The 20,084-nt window shown below is 42.2% G+C and carries 15 protein-coding genes; 4 read left to right on the top strand and 11 right to left on the bottom strand.

Annotation, left to right across the window (positions count from 1 at the left end):
* Positions 1–38 precede the first annotated feature (38 nt).
* Complete coding sequence (locus tag PBF_RS24910) at positions 39–3,461, bottom strand: PAS domain S-box protein (protein WP_051488837.1); 3,423 nt, start codon at positions 3,459–3,461, stop codon at positions 39–41.
* Positions 3,462–3,671: 210 nt separating this feature from the next.
* Between PBF_RS24910 and PBF_RS25365 the strand changes: the two genes are divergently transcribed.
* Positions 3,672–3,830 carry an aspartyl-phosphate phosphatase Spo0E family protein gene (locus tag PBF_RS25365; protein WP_081757246.1) on the top strand — a complete coding sequence of 53 codons (159 nt, stop codon included), beginning with the start codon at positions 3,672–3,674 and terminating at the stop codon, positions 3,828–3,830.
* Positions 3,831–3,968: 138 nt separating this feature from the next.
* Here PBF_RS25365 and PBF_RS08280 read toward each other — a convergent pair whose 3' ends face one another.
* Both PBF_RS08280 and PBF_RS24905 read right to left on the bottom strand, forming a co-directional pair.
* On the bottom strand, positions 3,969–4,706 hold the full coding sequence (locus tag PBF_RS08280) for a LytR/AlgR family response regulator transcription factor (protein ID WP_035329230.1): 738 nt from the start codon (positions 4,704–4,706) through the stop codon (positions 3,969–3,971).
* 14 nt (positions 4,707–4,720) lie between these two features.
* Positions 4,721–6,736: an ATP-binding protein gene (locus PBF_RS24905; RefSeq protein ID WP_051488836.1), complete on the bottom strand. Its 2,016-nt coding sequence runs from the start codon at positions 6,734–6,736 to the stop codon at positions 4,721–4,723.
* A 307-nt stretch (positions 6,737–7,043) separates the two neighbouring features.
* Between PBF_RS24905 and PBF_RS08270 the strand changes: the two genes are divergently transcribed.
* Together PBF_RS08270 and PBF_RS26100 are read left to right on the top strand one after the other, a co-directional pair.
* On the top strand, positions 7,044–9,587 hold the full coding sequence (locus PBF_RS08270) for a sensor domain-containing protein (protein WP_035329228.1): 2,544 nt from the start codon (positions 7,044–7,046) through the stop codon (positions 9,585–9,587).
* Between the two features lie 177 nt (positions 9,588–9,764).
* A complete protein-coding gene (locus PBF_RS26100) occupies positions 9,765–9,926 on the top strand; it encodes a hypothetical protein (RefSeq protein ID WP_160169249.1) in 162 nt (53 codons plus the stop codon).
* A gap of 65 nt (positions 9,927–9,991) precedes the next feature.
* Here the strand turns inward: PBF_RS26100 and PBF_RS24900 are convergent, their stop codons facing one another.
* The 8 genes from PBF_RS24900 to PBF_RS08230 all read right to left on the bottom strand — a co-directional run bounded on the left by PBF_RS24900 (position 9,992) and on the right by PBF_RS08230 (position 19,209).
* The gene (locus tag PBF_RS24900; RefSeq protein WP_051488835.1) at positions 9,992–11,104 is read right to left on the bottom strand and encodes a SpoIIE family protein phosphatase; all 1,113 of its coding nucleotides are present in this window, start codon (positions 11,102–11,104) and stop codon (positions 9,992–9,994) included.
* Positions 11,105–11,250: 146 nt separating this feature from the next.
* On the bottom strand, positions 11,251–12,444 hold the full coding sequence (locus tag PBF_RS08260) for a PDZ domain-containing protein (RefSeq protein WP_035329227.1): 1,194 nt from the start codon (positions 12,442–12,444) through the stop codon (positions 11,251–11,253).
* A gap of 184 nt (positions 12,445–12,628) precedes the next feature.
* Entirely contained in the window at positions 12,629–14,080 is a 1,452-nt protein-coding gene (locus PBF_RS08255; RefSeq protein ID WP_035329225.1) for a S41 family peptidase, read from the bottom strand.
* 259 nt (positions 14,081–14,339) lie between these two features.
* Complete coding sequence (locus PBF_RS08250; protein ID WP_035329224.1) at positions 14,340–15,671, bottom strand: murein hydrolase activator EnvC family protein; 1,332 nt, start codon at positions 15,669–15,671, stop codon at positions 14,340–14,342.
* Positions 15,672–15,824: 153 nt separating this feature from the next.
* Positions 15,825–16,718, bottom strand: coding sequence for a permease-like cell division protein FtsX (gene ftsX / locus PBF_RS08245; RefSeq protein WP_035329223.1), 894 nt, complete (start codon positions 16,716–16,718; stop codon positions 15,825–15,827).
* Positions 16,708–17,394, bottom strand: coding sequence for a cell division ATP-binding protein FtsE (ftsE, locus tag PBF_RS08240; protein WP_035329221.1), 687 nt, complete (start codon positions 17,392–17,394; stop codon positions 16,708–16,710). The genes ftsX and ftsE overlap by 11 nt, the downstream gene beginning before the upstream one ends.
* A 542-nt stretch (positions 17,395–17,936) precedes the next feature.
* Positions 17,937–18,290, bottom strand: a complete 354-nt coding sequence (cccB, locus tag PBF_RS08235) for a cytochrome c551 (RefSeq protein ID WP_035329220.1) — start codon at positions 18,288–18,290, stop codon at positions 17,937–17,939.
* A gap of 52 nt (positions 18,291–18,342) precedes the next feature.
* Positions 18,343–19,209, bottom strand: a complete 867-nt coding sequence (locus tag PBF_RS08230) for a YitT family protein (RefSeq protein ID WP_035329218.1) — start codon at positions 19,207–19,209, stop codon at positions 18,343–18,345.
* Positions 19,210–19,491: 282 nt separating this feature from the next.
* On the opposite strand from PBF_RS08230, the gene PBF_RS08225 reads away from it, so the two are divergent.
* Entirely contained in the window at positions 19,492–20,010 is a 519-nt protein-coding gene (locus PBF_RS08225; protein ID WP_035329216.1) for a hypothetical protein, read from the top strand.
* Positions 20,011–20,084 lie beyond the last annotated feature (74 nt).

Here is a 20,084-nt window from a genome sequence, read left to right as displayed (position 1 = left end):
AACCCCAGCCGGGAATGGTTCTATGAATCTGCTGCGTTTTATATATAATTCATAATGGTTTTAAGGAGATCAGGAATATCAATCGGCTTAGTGATATACTCGTCGAATCCGGCATCAAGAGCTTTATCGATATCGTTCTGCATCGCGTTGGCACTTACCGCTGCAACCGGAATATGCCTGGTGATCCCCTTCAATTTCAGGCTTTTCAGGACTTCAAATCCATCGAGGTCCGGAAGCTGAATATCGAGCAGAATCAAATCAACTTCATGCTTTAGAGCCATTTGAATTCCATCGGTCCCCGTTTTTGCTACAAGCAGCTTTATTTTTGGAATTGGCTTTATTATCTGCTGCATTAATTCTATGTTAGATGGATTATCCTCGATATACAAAATCACCTTTTCCAAGTATGGCGCCACTGCCCGTAAATCATTTTCGGCCTCTGCGTTGTCAAGTGAGGCAGCAGTGCCTGAGTACGGAACACTCACCCAGAAATCACTGCCTTTCCCCAGTACGCTGCTAACCCCTGCTTCTCCTCCCATAAGAGTGATCAATTGCTTAACAAGCGCCAGCCCGATACCTGCCCCTTCCGTATTGGCATGAGGAATTCTAAAAAACGGCTCAAATATCCGGCTCAGTTTTTCTTCCGGTATTCCCACTCCATTATCTATCACATGTATAGTCAGGTAACCTTTTTGACATTCGCTTGTAATAGTGATGTTCCCGCCATCATGATTGTATTTCATACCATTATCAAGCAGATTCAAGATAATTTGCCTGAATCTTATCTCATCGACATGGATGTGCTTATCGGCGCATTCATTCAGCTTCAAATCTATTGAAATATTCCCTTTCTTTGCTGTCGGACTCACCAGATTCACACATTCTTCAAGGACATCCTTCACATTTACAGGTCTAAAGGAGACTGTCAGCCTGCCTGTCTCAATTCTTGATAAATCAAGAACTTCGTTAATCAGGTCCAATAAATGGCGGCCGCCCTTCAAAATCTCTTTCACATATATCTGCTCCTGCTCCCCGAGCTGGGACTGAATCTCCAGCAGCTGAGAGAAGCCAAGAATTCCATTCAGAGGTGTCCGCAGCTCGTGACTCATATGGGATAGGAAGGTTGATTTTGCATGATTGGCCCTAATCGCTTCTTCTTTTGCTTTAATCGCTTCCTCCTTCGCCAGAACGGTCTCTTGGATCATCTTTCTTCTTTCCGTAATATCTTCAAATGTCCATAGGTGTCCTTTTAACTCCTCATCCATATAGAAAGGGACATACTTTCTTCTGAGTATTCTTCCATCAACGGTTTCCAGTTCCTCTTCTACAGGCACTCTCAGGGAAATGATCTCTAATATCCGCTGATCTGCACCTTTTGGATCCGGAAATAAAGCAAGATGGAATTGCTCCGCTCTCATGCCCGGCAAATCCGAAATCGGTTCCCTGATCTTAAACATTTCTCTGAAATATTCATTGGCAAGCACAATTTTACGACTTTTATCCACCACTAAGATCCCTGTAGGCATGCTGTTAAAAATGGTTTTTCTGAGCGCATTGGATTCCCGCAGCTTAAATTCCTGTTCCTTTTGCAGCGTGATATCTGACATCGTAAGCAGGACTTTGACAGTATCGCCTTTTTCAAGCGGTTCAATCTTCTTTGTGGAAGCGGAAACCCAGGTTGTTGTATTACCTTTTTTGATCCCGAGGGTCTGCTGGCAGATGGCTTCTCCGGTTCTTAACGTATGTGCAACCGGATACGTTTCCATATTAAGCGGGATGCCATCCTCATCGATAAAATGGATATTATTGATTGGTAATGTCTGCTTATGGAGTGTTTCTTTATCCATGTCGAAGAATTCGTACACATTGTTATTCAACACGGTGATCTTATCCTTTTCGTCATATAGCAGTATTCCTTCGGTCATTACACTTAATATATTCCGATACCACTGCTCATTCCGCTTTTGGATTTGCTCAAGCCTTTTCCTGTCCGAGATATCAGCAGCAGATCCGATCACCTCAATGACTTTTCCATCTTTGTATATCGGCGTTAAGCTTGCCAGATAGTGTACCCCATTCACCTCTACATCATATTGGGTAACTTCTCCATTCCATGCTTTTTCGTAGGCTAGGTTCTTTTCAATTGCAACATCCTCCGGATAAAAGTCAAACAGTGTTTTTCCGACGATATCATGAGGACTAAATCCAAGCTTTCTCAGAAGCTTACCGTCGCATAAAGTATGAATGAATCTGTCACCATGCTTGATAAATTTAAAAATCATGCCTTCCTGTTTTTCAACTGTATTAATAAGTTCTTTCTGTATTTTTTTAACTCTTTCTTTGTATGCCACAAGCTCGGATATATCCTTCCCGACAGTAAAATACCCCAGGATCCGCCGTTCTGCTGTAATAGGTACAATCGAAAGGGAAACCGGAATGGATGATTGTACAGAAAGAATTATTTCCACATCCAGATCATAAGGGACGTCAGAACCGAAGTTTTCGATAATAGACGTGATTCTTTGTCTATCTTTTTCTTCAACAATGGAGGCAAACGAGTGCCCATTGAGTTCATCACCCTGAATATTCATCATTCGTCTGCCGCTTGGATTCACATAAGTGATTTCTCCTTTGAGATTCAAGGTAAAAACAAAATGAGGGCTATTCTCTACAAGAGATTTATAATGGCCTTCAGATAATTTATGACGTTTCTCTGCATAGTTACGATCCAGCAAAACAACCAGAAGAATGATAAAAATGAGAACGACTGTCATTAAACCAATCCATAAGGCCAGATGAACTGAGGAAAGGTCACCGGGAAATGATTGGACTATCACAGAGTGGGGATGATTTTCCCGGACTTCCCCATGAAGAGTCATACCAGATACTGCAGTATAATGCATCCCGGCAATAGCTGCAGCATAGAAGAACACACCAGATGCCTTATGGATGGGATGCTTGCTGTAACGGGATTTACGGTATTGAAGAACAGTGAAAAATGAGCCAATTATGGCTACCAAGATGGACAGGACAATCCTATATGGATTATAGGAAACTTCATGCTCCATCTTCAGGGCATTCATAGCAAAAAAATGCGTCGCCACAATGGATAAAGCAAGGTAAACTGCGCCGGCGTACAGAAGCAGCTTATTACTCTCTGACACTGACATTAAATAAAATGCAAGAAAGCTGATGCAAACAGCGAGCAAAAGAGAATATCCCGTTATTTTAATATCAAATGTCAGTGGCGTGTGAGGATCATACCCGAGCATCCCGATGAAATGCATCGTCCAGATTCCAACCCCTGATATGATGGAACCCAAAATCAGGCCCAGAAGTCTTCTGATGCCGGCAGCTGAACGGACTCTCGTCATAATCATAATAGAGGTATACGCGGAAAGCAGGGCTACCAAGAGAGATAATATAACAATTCCTTCAAAATAAGAAGCTGTAACAATCATGTTCTAATCTCCTTTAATGTAGTAATACTTCTGCATTACAGACATCATTTTCTGCACATTAAAGCCTCCAAAAGGCATATCAGACTAGTATTCTTCCATATCGCTATGCAGCTGTTTAAAATATGTAATATTTTGTTATTATGTAGGAAATAATAATTATAGGCAATTGGACTTATTGATTATATTAGACTAAAAGGAGAGATCCGACAAATGACACATTTAATGCTTATGATTGAAAACAGCCGAAAAAAAATGATTGAGTTAGCTGCCACATACGGCATGACTTCCAGTGAAACTGTCCAATGCAGCCAGGAGTTAGATGCTCTATTAAATTTATTAATGAGTGAAGAAAGTAAAAATATTAATTGATCCTATAGGGGTTTATATCAAGTTCGGCGGGCTATTTCTTCATCATGCCGGGAATACAGGTGCTTTTGCCGGGAAAATGAGAAAAAGGCCGGCCAAAACATGATCGGCGGCCGCCTTTATGGTGTAAAAACTATCATTTTATAAAGAGGCAATTTTATCCCGCACTTCATTAATTTTAAGCTTCGAAATGCTGGCATGCTTATCAAAGTGATGAAAATAAGCAATATAGGTTTCGTGATGCGGAATGATATGCGAAACCTTTTTTAAATTGATAATATAAGAACGATGGGCCGAATAGAAAGAGTCATCCAGTTTCTCATAAATTTTACTGATGTTTTCAGCTGTTTCATAAACCTCTTCAGCTGTAAAAACAAAACACTTCTTTCCTGATTTCTCAATGAAATAGATTTCTTCGAGAGGAATATAGCGAATACACTGCTGATCACGGAGCACAAGGTTTTTAATGGGCTTTCTGATCACATCGGCCTCCCGGCCACCCTGCTCATATTGGATTATATTGACTGCCTTCTCTAAAGCCTTGTATAATCGTTCTTTTTCAACAGGCTTAACAATATAATCAACCGCTGCCATACGGAAAGCTGAAATGGCGAATTCGTCATAACCGGTAATAAAAATAAACTTAAGATTGGGGTAAAAGGAAAGACATTCCTTAACCGCCTCAAGGCCATTTTTCTTTGGCATATTAATATCTGCCAGGATAAGGTCCGGCTTCTTCACAATGATTTCATCAATCAATTCTTCTCCATTTCGGCAAATACCGGCAATTTCAAAGCCTTCTTTATTTCGAATAAAAAATTGAATAATTTCAATTGCATCTTCGTTATCATCCACAAGAACAATTCGGATAGGCTCCATTTCACTCCCGCTTTCTAGAGATACTCTCCGATTTTTTTCAGCAGCAATTTAATGTCAATCGGCTTTGTCAGGTAGTCAGATACCCCGCATTCCCGTGCCCTGTTAATTGTCTCGCGGCTGGAATCAGCGCTAATGGCGATGATGGGAATATCGCAGGTAACAGCATCATTTTTCAGTTTTTCCACAACCTTCAGCCCGTGGAAATCAGGCATGTGAATATCCAGAAGAATAAGGTCCGGGAAGCGGTCGGCTGCTATTCCCACTCCTTCCTTTCCATCGGCTGAAGAAATTAAACGAACGTTCTCCTGTTTTTCAAAAATGGTTTCCAGCAGCGCTAAATCATTGCGGTTATCATCAATATATAAGACTTTGCCGCTTAGGCTGCATAAATCGATTAACTGGCTTTCTGTGATGGTGTACTCCTCAATTGGGAGAATGGATTCTCTGCTGATTGGCAAGGTAAACCAGAAACAGCTTCCGGAACCCGGCTCACTATTGATTCCGATAGTTCCTCCCATCTGCATAATCAGCTGTTTCACCAGCGTCAGGCCAATACCTGTTCCTTCTATATTCTTTTCCTGATTAAAAATCCGGTAAAAAGGCTCAAAAATATGTTCATGCAGGTCTTCAGGAATCCCAAATCCGCTGTCAGCGACAGAAATTTTCAGCTTATTGTCCTCAATGTCAGCTGAAATGATTATTTTACCGCCAGCCTCACTATATTTAACCGCATTTTCCAGGAGATTTAGCAGAATCTGGTTTATACGCGTAGGATCCGCCTTGACATGGATATGGGAACAGGATTGCGTTTGATCGTAAATGCGGATATTTTTCGCTCTTGCCTGCGGTAAAATCATTTTCAGCGTATTATGGATAAAGCTTTCTACCCGCAGTGACTCTTTATTTAATATCGGCTTTCCGGCTTCAATTTTTACAAGATCGAGCAGATCATTAATAAGGTTTAATAAATGCCTGCTGGAATTTAAAATCTTCCCGACTTTCTCACTCTGCCTGAATGACACCGGCTCGCCGCAATCATCACTAAGAATTTGTGCAAAGCCGATAATCGAATTGAGCGGTGTCCTCAGTTCATGACTCATCATGGAAAGAAAGTCTGATTTAGCCGAGCTTGCTCTTTCCGCTTCTTCCTTTTTTTTCGTTAATTCGAGAATGAGCAGTGTCCGATCCAGTGTAATGGCCACCTGGTTGCACAGGGTCTGCAGCAAATCAAGCTCATCCTCTGTAAAATTGGTTCTGGAGCGTGAACCAAAGGAAAGGGTGCCAATCAATTTCCCATAGGAGATAAGCGGATGGCATGCATAGGCTTTTATTCCCTGCCCTTTAATAAAACTTACCTTTGGATCGGGGGAAAAATCAATATTCTCAGCGATAATTCTTTCCCTGTCACGGGCTACAGTTCCGCAAACCGCTTCACCTAAGTCAAGAAAATGCATATCCTGAGCATCTTCCCTGGATATTCCCTGATAATTCATCAGCTCAAGACATCCCTTTGAATCGTTGATCATGTAATTAAAATACACATCCAGATCCAGATATTCAGACAGCTCACGGAATAAAGCATCAAGCAGTTCCCCCGGCTCCCTTTTGGACAGGATGTGGTTGGCTGCTTCGCTTAACAGCATTAATTTTTTATTTTGATTTTCAATAGAAGATTCCACCAGTTTCCTGGATGTATTGTCACGCAATAGAATGGTCGTTCCAGTATCCGCAGGATATAAATGAATACTCAGCCATTTTACGGAGGGCTGCTTCATTTCCATCTCAAAATGCAGAGTCTCGTGCTGTACAGAGGCTTTACTGATTTTATTCTGCATAAATAGAGCACTGTCTTGATCCAGCAAATCACCCAGCGTATGCCCGCTGGTCATTTCTTCGCCGGCAATATTTAATAGTTTCTTTGCCTGTTCATTCATATATAGTATTCCATGATCACTGCCGAGGCCGATTAATCCGTCAGATATTCTTTCTAATAGAAAGGCGTCAGCATGTGCACCAGAGAGAGATAACATATTCGATCACCTGTAAAAGTAGTATTAATAACCATTTGATAGTGTAAACGTTTGCTTCTATAATATTACACTAAACGGCAGGATTTTTTAATAGCTGATAATTGTAAATTATTGGTTACTATTATTTTAAAGGGCAGTAAAAGTGATTGATTGTTTTTCCCAGGAACCTATCCGCATGAAAACCGCCAAAATACAGCCTTTCGGGACACTTCATTCCCCCTGAAGGACATTTCAAGACTTAGATATTGTTTAATGATGGGTAATTAGTAGAATGAAGAAAATACTATCGGTTAGGAGAGGATCCCAAATGAGCCTGCCCGGAATTCAGCCGCTGCTTCTAATTCTAGCATTATCTCTAGTTTTTGCCGTATTGGAATTACTGATTTATATAAAGTGGACATTTCGAAGAGGAAGGATAAAAAGTCCTAAATACAAGTCTTTATTCAAATACAACCCGGACGCTATTTTTACATTGGACACCTATGGAAGAATCCTCAAAGCAAACCCTGCTGCGGAATCGCTTACAGGATTCAGGAAGTTTGAGCTGCTGGGGAGGCCATTTTCCATCATTCTTCACAGCAAAAGCAAGGACCTTCACTTTAAAGAGTTTCATGAAGCCATTAATGGCCGGGCTGCCACATATGATGTATCTTCCTTGCAAAAGGATGGCCGGGAACTGCTACTTCATCTTAAAGCGGTTCCTCTTGTGTTAGAAAATAAAATCATTGGGGTTTATATGATAGCCCATAATAAAACAAAGCAGGCAGCAATAGAGGCCTCCCTTCATGAAACAAATCAAAGGCTGGAGTCTTTCTTAAACAGCACCACAGATGCCGTTAATATCACCGACTTAAACAGCAACGTGCTGTATATGAACAGTTCTTTTGAAAAGATGTATGGCTGGAAGAAGGAAGAACTTTTGGGGAAACAGCTGCCGATTATTCCCGAGGATTTAAAGGATGAGGAGAATAAACAAAAAAGGGCCCTGCGAAGAGGGATGAGCTTCAGCAGCCTGGAAGCTCAATACATCCGAAAGGACGGCTCTTTAATTGATGTAAATGTTACATTGTCCCCTTTACGGGATTCCGAACAGAAAGTGGTGGCTTTTGCAGCGATTACACGGGATGAAACACTAAGAAAGAAGGCGGAGCAGAACTTAATTGAACAGGAATCAAAATACAGGCTGATTGCTGAGAATTCCACAGACCTGATCCGCATTATCAGCGCTGACGGCATTGTGCAATATGCATCCCCTTCCCACAGAACTCTTCTTGGATACGATCCGGAAGAACTGGAAGGCAAGCCTTTTGATATTAACATTCACCCCGAAGATCTGGAAACAGTCAGGAATGGATTTGCCCAAAGCTGCCGGAATCCCGACCATTTAAAGCTGGAATACCGGAAGATGAATAAAAATGGAGAATATATTTGCGTAGAAGCCTATAGCTCGCCTGTACTGGATAAGGATCAAAATCTGCTGCATTACACCGTTGTGGCACGGGATATTTCAGAACGAAAAGAACACGAAAAACGATTAAGACAGTATGCATTTTACGACTCATTAACAGGTGCTGCAAACCGGCGCTACTTCCAGGAACTGCTGAACAGCGCGGTTGAAACATCAAGAAAAGACCATACTCAGATTGCGCTCCTTTATCTGGACTGCGACCGATTTAAGTGGGTCAACGATTCAATGGGACATGATATCGGGGATGAATTGCTGAAGCTGTTTGTGAAAAGAATACAAAGCAATCTGCGCTCTTCAGATATAGTAGGACGGGTTGGCGGGGATGAATTTGTCGTCATTCTATCAGATATAACCTCCAAGGAAGAGGTGGCATTCATAGCAGAGAGACTTCAAAAATCTCTTCAAAAACCATGGTGCATCCATGAACACGAATTTACCACTACCTCTTCTATTGGGATCAGCTTATTCCCTTTAATGGCTGCAGACAGTAAAGAATTAATCTCACAGGCCGATCAGGCTCTATTTAAATCAAAAGAAGCCGGACGAAACACGTATCACTTTTTCTCATCCGAAATTGAGCGAAATTATTCAAGACTTATTAAACTGGAGGATGGGCTGAGACAAGCCATTGACAAGTATCACTTTCAGCTGGTCTATCAGCCTCAGGTTGAGACTTCAACTGGAATGACAGCAGGCTTCGAAGTTCTCCTGCGTTATCATCATCCCGAACTTGGTGCAATCCCGCCATCAGAATTCATACCGATATGTGAACGGATCGGCATAATGGATGAGCTGACCTGCTGGATCATCCTCCAAACCGGCAAACAGTATCGGGAATGGCTGAAAAAGGGATATGGACCTGTTCATTTTTCAGTTAATATGTCACCTGTTTCTTTTTGCAGTGATGACTTTTTAAATACCTATTCGACCGCCATCAGGGACAGCGGCCTTCCTCCGCACTGCCTTGAGTTTGAGGTAACCGAACAGGCAATTATGGAGGACTTGACTGTTGCAGCTGTGAAAATGGCTGAAATGAAAAAATGGGGCGTCAAGCTGTCCCTGGATGACTTCGGATCCGGTTATTCATCTCTCAGCTATTTTAGAGAACTCCCAATTGATAAAATAAAAATCGACCGCCTGTTCATTCAAGATCTCGAAATCACCAACAGCAGAAAAGACAAGGCAATCATCACGTCCATTCTTTCTCTTGCAAAGGATTTAGAGATTGAGGTGATTTGTGAAGGAGTTGAGAATAAAGCCCAGGTGCAATTCCTGCTGGAATCCGGCTGCCGTATGGCACAAGGATATTATTTTGGCAAGCCTATGCCGGCAGAGAGCATCGAACAAAAAGGGTTCCTTTCCCCTTCCATTCTTTTTGCATAATATTTCTTCTTACTGGCAAGTTCCTTCTATAAGGATCTTGCCATCCTTTTCATTTTTAAATAGGTACAAATAACTATATAATAATAATGACTTTATGACTATAAATCAGGTTTACACTTTTGAATTCAGGGTAAAAATAACCATACAATTAGAAAAGGATCCCAGAGGTGAACTGAAATGAGTACAATTGATATTTTTAAAAAGGAAATGGAGCAATTGATGCAGGATTTTGAACGTTGTAAAGATACGGCAGTTAAAAAGCAGATTCTCCATGATATTCGTTTATTAGATCGTGCCATTCAGGATTTGAACAAGAGTACAGAGAGATATTGTTCATAAAAAGTTTAAAACCCGCCATAAAAAGTGGCAGGTTCTTTACCAATTATTTTCAGAACATTCAAACCCTACTTGAATTGAATTGCCACAATAGAGATATCATCCACTTGATCAAACTTCATTTGAAGATCTTCAGCTAAACTCCTCTCATTCAACTCCTTAAACTTTTCTGTCCATACTGTCTTTAGAAAGCTTTCACACTCATTTAGGGACATCTTCAGGGAGTCTGCCAGTCCATCTGTATAAAGAATAAGCTGCTGGCCGCCTTTAAATGTTACAGTTCCACAATTCACCTGTGGATCCTCCCTTAACCCTATCGGAATGGTTCTTTTGTTAAGAGCCGCTGCCTCCTCACCGCCAAGAAGCAACCCACTGGGATTGCCTGCATTAAAATAATGTATCGATCTTTCCCTCAAGTCAATTAATGCATAAATCCCTGTACAATAATGCACTATTGATTCATCATCCACTCCAAATAAGTGTTTGAAATGTTTATTTAACTCCTGATACACATCACTTGGCTGCACAGCTCTTGTAATGATGCCCTGCAGCAGAGAGCGAATCCCCATGCTTACAAGACCGGACGATACCCCGTGACCCATTATATCCAGAAGAATCACTCCAAATTGATGCTCATCGATCTGATACCAGGCATACATATCGCCGGAAAGCTGTCTTGACGGCAGATACAAACCGGCGATCTCCAAATCACCGGTTTGCAGAGGAGGGTGCAGCACGCTTTGCTGCAAAGACTTTGCAAGTTCCAGCTCCTTTTCCTGCTCCAGTTCCAACAGCTTTCGCTCTGTAATGTTCAAATGAGTAATAACGGCACCTTCAATTTCGCCTGTTTCATTTTCAGTCTTTAAAGGTGTTGCTGTCAGGATAAACCAGCGTTTTTCTTCCGGGGAATGGCACGGATATTCCTCTGTATAACTGTCTGCTGCCCCAGTAAGCACCTTTTGAATACCAGCTATCGTCTGAGTCTGCGATACCTGGAAATAATTCATCCCGATTCCGCACCGGTTTGGATTCCCCTTATTATCTATGCAAAAACGGTCCCAGGCCTGATTTGTTGCCTGAACAGTACCATGAGGATCAATTATCGCGACTTGATGAAGCATCGAATCAATTACAGCTTGCTCAAACATTCTTTTTGATGGTAACGGGCCGTTATTGGACATATTTAACTCTTCCCCTGTTTGCAGATTTTTTAATTATTTTTAGGAAAATTTTATCATGCCTGTCTTTTCTACCGCCAGCGTTTTTTATAATAGAGAAAAACCAGCACCCTCTATAAGGTACTGGTTTAAAGCTTTAAATTTTCTTTCTAAACTGCTTCACTATCCCACTTCTTATCATCCTGCACAAACAGCAGCCCCAGTTCATGATGGTCACCTTCATAAAGGGCACGCTGAACGAAACGAACCTGCCCGTTCACATCAAAGACCTCGAGCTTGCAGTGAGCTCCGTTCTTTTGCAGGGCTTCATAGAAACCTTTCTCATCATGGATTTTTACGCCATTGACTTTTGTAACAACCTCTCCCACTCCAAGAGACATTTTATGAGCTGGTGAATCAGGAACTACTCCGAGTACCATGATTCCCTGATTGCGCTTGGAAAAGTAAAACGGCGCCTGATCCTCTGCCATTCTCTGACGGAGCGAGATGAATTCACGCCCGATGATCGCAAGTGCAGCTGCTCCCACAGCAGCAAGCGGATACCAGTAGCCTGCAGAGGAAATCAGCAAAAGAAGTATGCCAAACACGCTGATTCTTTGTCCAAGCAGTGCTGTTGCCTCTTTAGGAAGCGTGCCTTGGATTCGCTGATGAAATCCGATCGAAAACGGGACAAGAATGAGCGAATATGTTTCTCCTCCAATTGGCAGCATTGGCCACCACTCAAACGGCAGCTGCAGGGCTTCACCCGGAATCAATAGAAACACTGGCACCATCCAGATTCTTTTGGACTCGTGTATGCCTATAGTTTGGCCCCGTTTACTCTTTACGAGTCTGGGAGATGTACCTTTCCGGCCGTTTCTTATAATCAGGAAGCCTTCCGTGATTACAAGAAGGGCAAGGAGAACAGCGATGGATGGGAAAATGGAAGAATCAAGAGCTGCTTCCGATCGGGTGAATGACGGCAATGGCCATTGCTGTTCAAAAGCAAACATAGTGGCGAAAAAGGCAAAGCCCAGCGTATAAACAGGAGCCATCCATCTCACTTTCGCTGTAAAGCTCCAAAGGAATGTAAGAGCAGCGGTAAACACAATCGTCTCCAATGGCAGGACAAGTCCCGCGCCAACCATCACCACGCTCACTGCAAGACCAGCCAGAATCCCCAGCGGAAGAAGCTGCCTCAGCTCAAAATAGGCATTTTCAGCGCGGACCGAAAAGTCCTTTCGCTCACGCTTTACACGGTAAATACCTAAAAAAGCTGCCACAAAAAACAGGTAATAAAATACCGGATTCAACAGCAGCTTTCCCGTTCCTTTAAAAAACTCAAAAATCCACTCCTCTATCAAACTTGCCACCAGCCTCTATTAATAATTCTCATGGATTATGTAAACAACAGAAAACTCTATTACTCTATATTCTACCAAAACCACCTTACAAAACCTATTACAATCTCGCTTGAAATAAAAAATAGCAGAAGGAAAATTCCTCCTGCTTCATTCGACAAAATTCGGGCGGTGCCTGTCACCTATATTATTTGGCTATATATCTCAGAGCCGTCTGCAGCTGCAAATCGTTCTGCTCTTTTTTCATTTCTTCGATGGCAGCCTGTTCGAGCGCTGCTGCGGTTTTCTTGTCTATCCGGCCGGTAGCTTCAAGCTCTTTTTGCTGCTGAAATGCTTTCACTGCTGATTCAGTGGAATCATTGAAATAGCCATCTGTCCGGCCCGGGGCATATCCAAGGCCCGCCAGAATCTCCTGGGCATTCTTCACCATTTCATTATTCATATCGATTGTCAAAGGCTTCTCCACCTGCAAAGGATGAGTTTGATAGATGCCCGGCTGTTTCACTTCAAGAGTAGGCTTGATTCCCTTGTTATGAATCCAGTTGCCATCAGGTGTCAGCCACTTAAACAAAGTAAGTTTGATATTGCTGCCATCACCCATTGGAACAGGCTGCTGAACAGTTCCTTTTCCAAATGAGTTTTCACCAATAATGGCATAACCCTGCGCTTCCTTTAATGCGCCGGCAAGAATCTCCGATGCAGAGGCGCTTCCTTTATCCACAAGAACGGCAATCGGATAGTTTTTTGGTTTTTCAAGTGTGGAGAAATACCTCATCTTCTCCCCATTCCTCTTCTCAATCTGCAAATATGGTTTGTCAGCCGTCACCAATTCCTTTAGGATTTCCTGAACAGAGGTCAGGAGGCCGCCGGGATTTCCGCGTACATCCACTACAAGCCCTTCGATCCCTTCCTGTTCCATTTCACTCAGCTGTTTCGCAAATTCTTTGGATGTATCCTCGGAAAAGGAGGTAATTTCCAGATACCCGACCTTTTTTCCTCTTTCCTTCTTGACTTCTGCATAAACCGTAACTTGTGGAATTTCATCTCTTTTTACTTCTACCTTTAAAGGCTCCTTTAGTCCCTGGCGCGCAATTTCAAGCTCTACCTTTGTTCCTTTTTCACCGCGGATTTTCATGGTCGCTTTATATAAATCGAGACCCTTCACACTTTCCCCGTCCACTTTTATGATTTCATCTTTTGGCTTCAGCCCTGCTTTTTCCGCCGGTGAGTCCTTAAAAGGCGCAACAATGATGATTTTTCCGTCCACCATGCTGACTTCTGCCCCAATTCCTTCAAAAGAAGATTCCAATGTATCACTGAATTGTTTTGCCGTTTCTTCATCCATATAAACAGAGTATGGGTCTTCGAGGGTTGCAAGCATGCCCTGGATCGCTCCCTCCACGAGCTGCTTTTCCTCTACTTTTTCCACATAGCTATTTAAAATCAGCTGATAGGCCGTTTCCATTTTTTCAATCTTCTCTTGATCAATTTGTTTTCCGTTTTCCTTGGAATCTATTAATTGATTTGGAGCTACTGCCTGCGGAGCTTCCTTTGCCAGCCACTGCATGCCTGCATATGTACCGCCAGCCCCTGTCAGCAATGATCCCGTCATCAGCACGGCGATCCATCTTCTGCTCATGGTCATCTCCCTTTCCAGTTTGCTGCGTTTCCTGTATCTTTTAAGTGTCTGCGGCCTTCCCCGATTTTTAAATAAATAAAAACAACCCGCAAAGGGAGCGGGATGTCTTCGCTTATTTCATCCTATGTATGGAATGGACGAGTTATGATTTCTTTTGCTTGAGACAATTTTAAAAACTAGCGTCTTATAGGATTAAAGACCCTCTTTTCGGGTAAAAGAAAAGTGAAAGAAGCTATGCTCCTTCCACTTTACGCTATTTTTATAGAGGCACAATGCCGATTGGATTGATCGCATTTGTTTTGCCTGCATTCCAAGAACCTCTGTGAAGTTCAAAGTGAAGATGCTGGCCGTAAGATTGTCCAGTGTTACCCATGATGCCGATTTGCTGGCCTTTAGAAACAGTCTGGCCGGAGCCGACAGAACGGCTTCTCATATGAGCATATACGGTAGTATACGTTTGTCCGCCTACAGAGTGGGCAATGAAAATCGCATTTCCGTAACTGCTGGAGTAATACGAACGGATGACAACACCATCTGCTGCAGCCACAATTGGAACTGTGCCGCCTGCAGCAATATCTACTCCAAAATGCTCGCCTAATGAACGGCTGCCAAAACCGGAAGAAAGTCTTCCAGCTGCTGGTCTTGTCCAGGCACCACTTGATACTGAAGGTGCAGATACCTGCGGGCTGCTTGATGATCCGCTGTCAGATGATGAGCTGCTTCCAGCTGATGAAGAGCTCTTCTTAGCCGCTTCTGCTGCAGCCTTTTGTCTTGCCAGTTCAGCTTGTCTTGCTGCTTCTGCTTGTCTTTCCTGCTCAAGCTTGATCGCTTTTTGAAGTGCCGCTTCCTGGGCCGCAAGAATCTCATTTTCTTCTGCCAGTTCAAGCTTATGAGCATGCATTTCCTCTTCTTCATGCTTTAACGATGCAAGCAATTTATCTTTCTCTGCCTTTTGGGCGTTTAAGCTCTTTTTCATGCCTTCAAGCTCTGCACGCATTTTTTCTAATGATGCAAGCTCTTCTTTTACCTGATTCTGTTTTTTCTCAAGCTCATCTTTATCCGCCTGATGCGCTTTTAAAATATCCTGGTCAGCTTCTACAATTGTTGCAACTGCTCCAACACGTTCAACAAAGTCCCCAAAGCTTTGCGCACCCATTAAAACATCAATATAGCTCACCATTCCGCCAGTTTCCTGATAGTTGCGTGCACGGTCTTTTAATAGTTCATTACGCTTCTTGATGCGCTCTACTAATATTTCAATTTCGGCTTCAAGCTTTTCTATTTCCTTTTTAGTATCTGCAATTTCCTGATTCTTTTCTTCAATTTTTGCTAAAGCATCACTGATCGCTTTGTCCAAACGCTCAATTTCACTTTGTACAGATTGCTGCTCGCCCTGGTTTTCGCTGATCTTTTTATCTGTATCGTTTAACTTCGATTCTACTCCGGAACGCTGCTGGTTAATTTTTTCCTTTTGGCTGTTTAGATCGTTTAGTTTATTGGCTGCAGATGCCTTTTCAATAGGCATTCCAACTGTTATGCTGCCAAAACCCAGAACGGCAGCCAATGATAATGTGATGATGGATTTCTTCAATTTCCGATTTCTCCTTTCAATGAACACCATATGTACAGGTCAATCGTTCGATTTTTCATCTTTGTCTGAAACATTTATATCTTCCAAATCGTCTATTATTATGAAGCATGAAGGCACCTGGACAGGTTCCCCCCGCAGGGCCTTCATGCTTTCTTATACTTTCAGGAACTTTCTGACTGACATTAAGCTTCCCCATACACCAATGAGGGCACCCATCAGGATAAGAAGTCCGGAAATCTGATAGACAAAAGGACTAAACTTCAGCAGCTCGATAAAGTGTCCTTCAAGCTTTGGCGCTAAATAATCATAGGCGTAGTAATAGGCTGTTGACACAAGTGCAATTGGAATAATGGATCCGAGAAGCCCAAGCCATAAACCTTCAAGGAAAAATGGCCATCTGATGAACGAGTTGGTTGCTCCTACTAATCTCATAATCTCAATTTCTTTTCTTCGTGACATAATCGTAATCTTAATGGTATTTGAAATCAGGAACATGGCAGTAAATAATAAGCCGATAATCAGCACAAGGCCAACGTTTCGGCCGGCATTGATAAAGTTGAATAGTTTTTCAACCTGCCCCTGCCCATATTTTACTTTTGCCGCATATTCCATTTTCTCTATCTGCTTTGCCGCTTTCATTGTGTCTGTCGGGTTTTTCGTCTTTACGATAAATACATCGTTCAGCGGATTATCCTGTTCGAACAGTTTGAAGGCTTCGCCTTCTTCACCAAGGCTGTCTATTAAATTATCAAGTTCTTTTTCCTTAGTTGAATATTCAACTGTTTTGACTTCGGGTATTCCTTCGATTTTTTGCCGTAATACTTCCTGATCCTGCTCATTTGCAGCGACATCGATGTGAACGCGGATTTCCACGTCCTCTTCAATGGTTGTTGCTACCTTGTTGAGATTCATCATAATGACGAAAAATACACCAACTAAAATGAGGGTTACCGTCACCGCACTTGCCGAAGCAAACGTCATCCAGCCGTTTCGTCCGAGACTCTTTAAGCTTTCGCGGAAGTGCCGGCCCAATGTTCTAGCTTTCATAGCCGTAATCACCTCTTTGCTCGTCACGTACAATCCGTCCGCCTTCAATAGCGATCACGCGGTGCTTAATCGTGTTAACAATTTCTTTATTATGAGTTGCCATGACCACAGTCGTTCCTCTCGTGTTGATTTCATCGAAAATGTTCATGATTTCCCATGAAGTATCCGGGTCAAGGTTTCCTGTAGGCTCGTCCGCTATCACGACCTTTGGAGAATTTACGATGGATCTGGCGATGGAAACACGCTGCTGCTCCCCGCCTGATAATTCGGTCGGAAGCATCCTCGCCTTATGTTTTAAACCTACAAGCTCCAATGTTTCCATGACTTGTTTTTTAATATTCTTCGGATGCTCTTCAATTACCTCAAGAGCAAAAGCGACATTCTCATAGACAGTCAGTGTCGGGAGGAGCTTAAAATCCTGGAATACAACCCCGATTTTACGGCGCATAAGCGGCACCTTTGCATTTCTTAATGTAGCCAGATTCACTCCGTCAATGGTTATCGTTCCGCTCGAAGGCTTTTCTTCCCGGTACATCATTTTAATGAAAGTGGATTTACCGGCACCACTCGGCCCTACTACATAAACAAACTCACCTTGCTTAATATGGATATCTATCCCGCTGGCAGCTGTAACGCCATTGGGGTATCTCTTATATACGTCTTTCATTTCGATCATATATATCACCTAGCATCTAGTGTGTATTAAGAATTATATAATAGATGGCTTATTTCGCTAAAAAACGACATCCCTTCGACATAGAGGATGACAAAATACTTGTAAATACTGCCTAATTAGCCATCTGAAATTCTCACACAACCCATTATAACATCATAAGTTGTCAAAATAACGGAAAAAATTATTACAGTTTCTTTTCAATCCCGATAGTTTTGTTACTTTTTTCCTTAATTTCTTTAATATTCTAGAGTATTATTCTCTTAATCGACTGATTTTTCCTTCTTTTTTCATATTGCATTCACTCGAGATTTGTCATAACTTGCGTCAATTTGAAAACAAACACCTCATGAGGGTGGGAGTTTTAACTTTTCCGTGCTTTAACGCTTGTTTGTTTCCAATGTAGTTCGATGCGGGGAAATATATATTGGATTTTGAGGCTGCTTGTTTTCACTTTGCCTAAATTAGCGGTTTAAACCGTAAATAGTGAGCTTATCAAAAAATAAAAACGCCCTGGTAAACAGAACGTTTTCATTTAAACTCTCTTATTTCTTGCCTGCGAGCCAAGACGCTACAGCAGAAGCTTCTTCTCCCTGAAGCAATCCTTTAGGCATAGCTCCTTTACCGTTAGCTATTGTGTTTTCAATATCTTCCTGTGATAGGTTTGCACCGATTTTATCAAGGGCCGGACCTACACCGCCTTCAAGATTTGCACCGTGGCAGCTTGAACATTTCTGTTCATAAAGCTTTTGTGCATCGCCAGCGTCAGCCGTATCAGTGGTTGTTTCACCGCCGCCTTTTGTAGCAGTGTCCTTGTCTTCTGCAGCATCGTCTCCGCCGCCGCAGGCTGCAAGAACTAAAGATGTACCCATCAGTAGTGCCAATAGCTTCTTTTTCACCTATAATTCCCCCTCAGGAAAAAATACTAAGTACAGCTATATTATACCAACACTACGCTCGTTTGAAACCCTCGCCCAACACCTCGGAAGCATCCGTAACAATGATAAATGCAGTAGGATCAATGGTTTGAACCAGTTGTTTCAATTTTGTGAACTCCGTCTGATCCACCACACACATCAGGACCGGACGTTCATGGTCGGTATAACCACCGTATGCTGATAGTTTTGTCACACCGCGGTCAATTTTATTCAAAATCCCATCACGAACGTCACTTTGTTTTTCAGTAATGATTAAAGCCATCTTTGTCCGGCTGAATCCAAGCTGGATAAGATCGATTGTTTTACTTGTTACATATAATGCGATTAATGCATATAAACCCTGCTCTATATCAAAAATAAGTGCAGCTGACAGCACAATCAGCCCATCAATAATCGCAACACAAGTGCCAAGAGACAAACCTGTATACTTGTTAATAATCTGTGCTGCAAGGTCTGTCCCTCCTGTAGATGCTTTACCCCTGAAAACAATTCCTAAACCAAGGCCGACGCCAATTCCGCCAAACAAAGAAGCCAGCAGCGGATCGGATGTCCATGGCTCATATTCCTTTGTCAGAAAAACTACAAGCGGCAGGAATATTGTCCCGGCCAGAGTCTTTGCTCCAAATTGTTTTCCAAGCAGAAGTACACCAGCGATAAATAGCGGTATATTAAAAGCCCACTGTACATATGCAGGCTCCCAGCCAACAACTGCATCCAGGATCGTACTGATCCCGCTTACCCCGCCTGATGCAATCCGGTTAGGAAGCAAAAACACATTAAATGCAACCGCCACAATACCTGACCCTATCAAAACGTATAGATACTCAAGCAGCCTCTCCGCTTTTGTACTATAAGTATATCCTCTTCTATTTTTGCCCATTTCTTCTCCCTCCGGTGTCCCGATCTATGCATTAGCTGATATTCCATTTTTACCGTCAGTGAGTATAGCATGGAGTTTGAGGCCTGTAAATGCCATTGAACTGCCGTATTAAAGGACTAAGCCCTGCCTTTTCATTATGTTGCGATAAAAGCGTACAATTTATCATGCAATATTAATCTGTGAAATGTTTATGAACATTGTGGAAGAATACTTCCAGGCCGCCTTCTCATCAGCATGAAATGCAGCGGCATGTGGTATAATGTCGAAAAGGAGGTGAGAAAATTGGAGAAGATTCTTAATGAAATTTTAAGTACATTGAAGGACCATTCAAAGAGGTTTGATGGAATTGATGAGAAGTTCGATTCGATTGATCAGAAGTTCGTTTCGATTGATAAAAAGTTTGATTTGATTGATCAGAGGTTTGATTCAATAGATAAGAGGTTTGATTCGATTGACCATGAAATCTCAGATGTTAAAAGCAGACTTGGAAATGTTGAAAATAGGCTCGAGAATGTTGAGGAAAGAATTGATAAAGTTGATATCAGGCTCGGAAATGTTGAAAGCAGGCTTGGGAATGTTGAGAATAGTGTTGAAAGACTTTCTGAACAGATTGAGAACAATGCGACCGAATTCAGAAGTCATTTTAAGCATATTGAAACAAAGCTGGATCAGCATGAAGAGACTTTTCATGTAATTTCAGATACATTGATGGGTACAAAAATTGATATTGAACACCTAAGTAAAAAAAGCGGAGTCCACGAAACTGAAATTAATCAACTCAAGAAGCGTATCCACTCCTAGAGCACTCCCCATTCACCGGCTAGCTCAGTTAAAATTCCATAGAAAAAAATAAGCCTATGCCGGTAATTTGCCAG

The organism is Cytobacillus firmus DS1 (genome assembly GCF_000565285.1).
Taxonomy (GTDB): Bacteria; Bacillota; Bacilli; order Bacillales; family Cytobacillaceae; genus Cytobacillus; species Cytobacillus firmus_A.
This window is presented reverse-complemented; position numbering and strand designations above follow the sequence as displayed.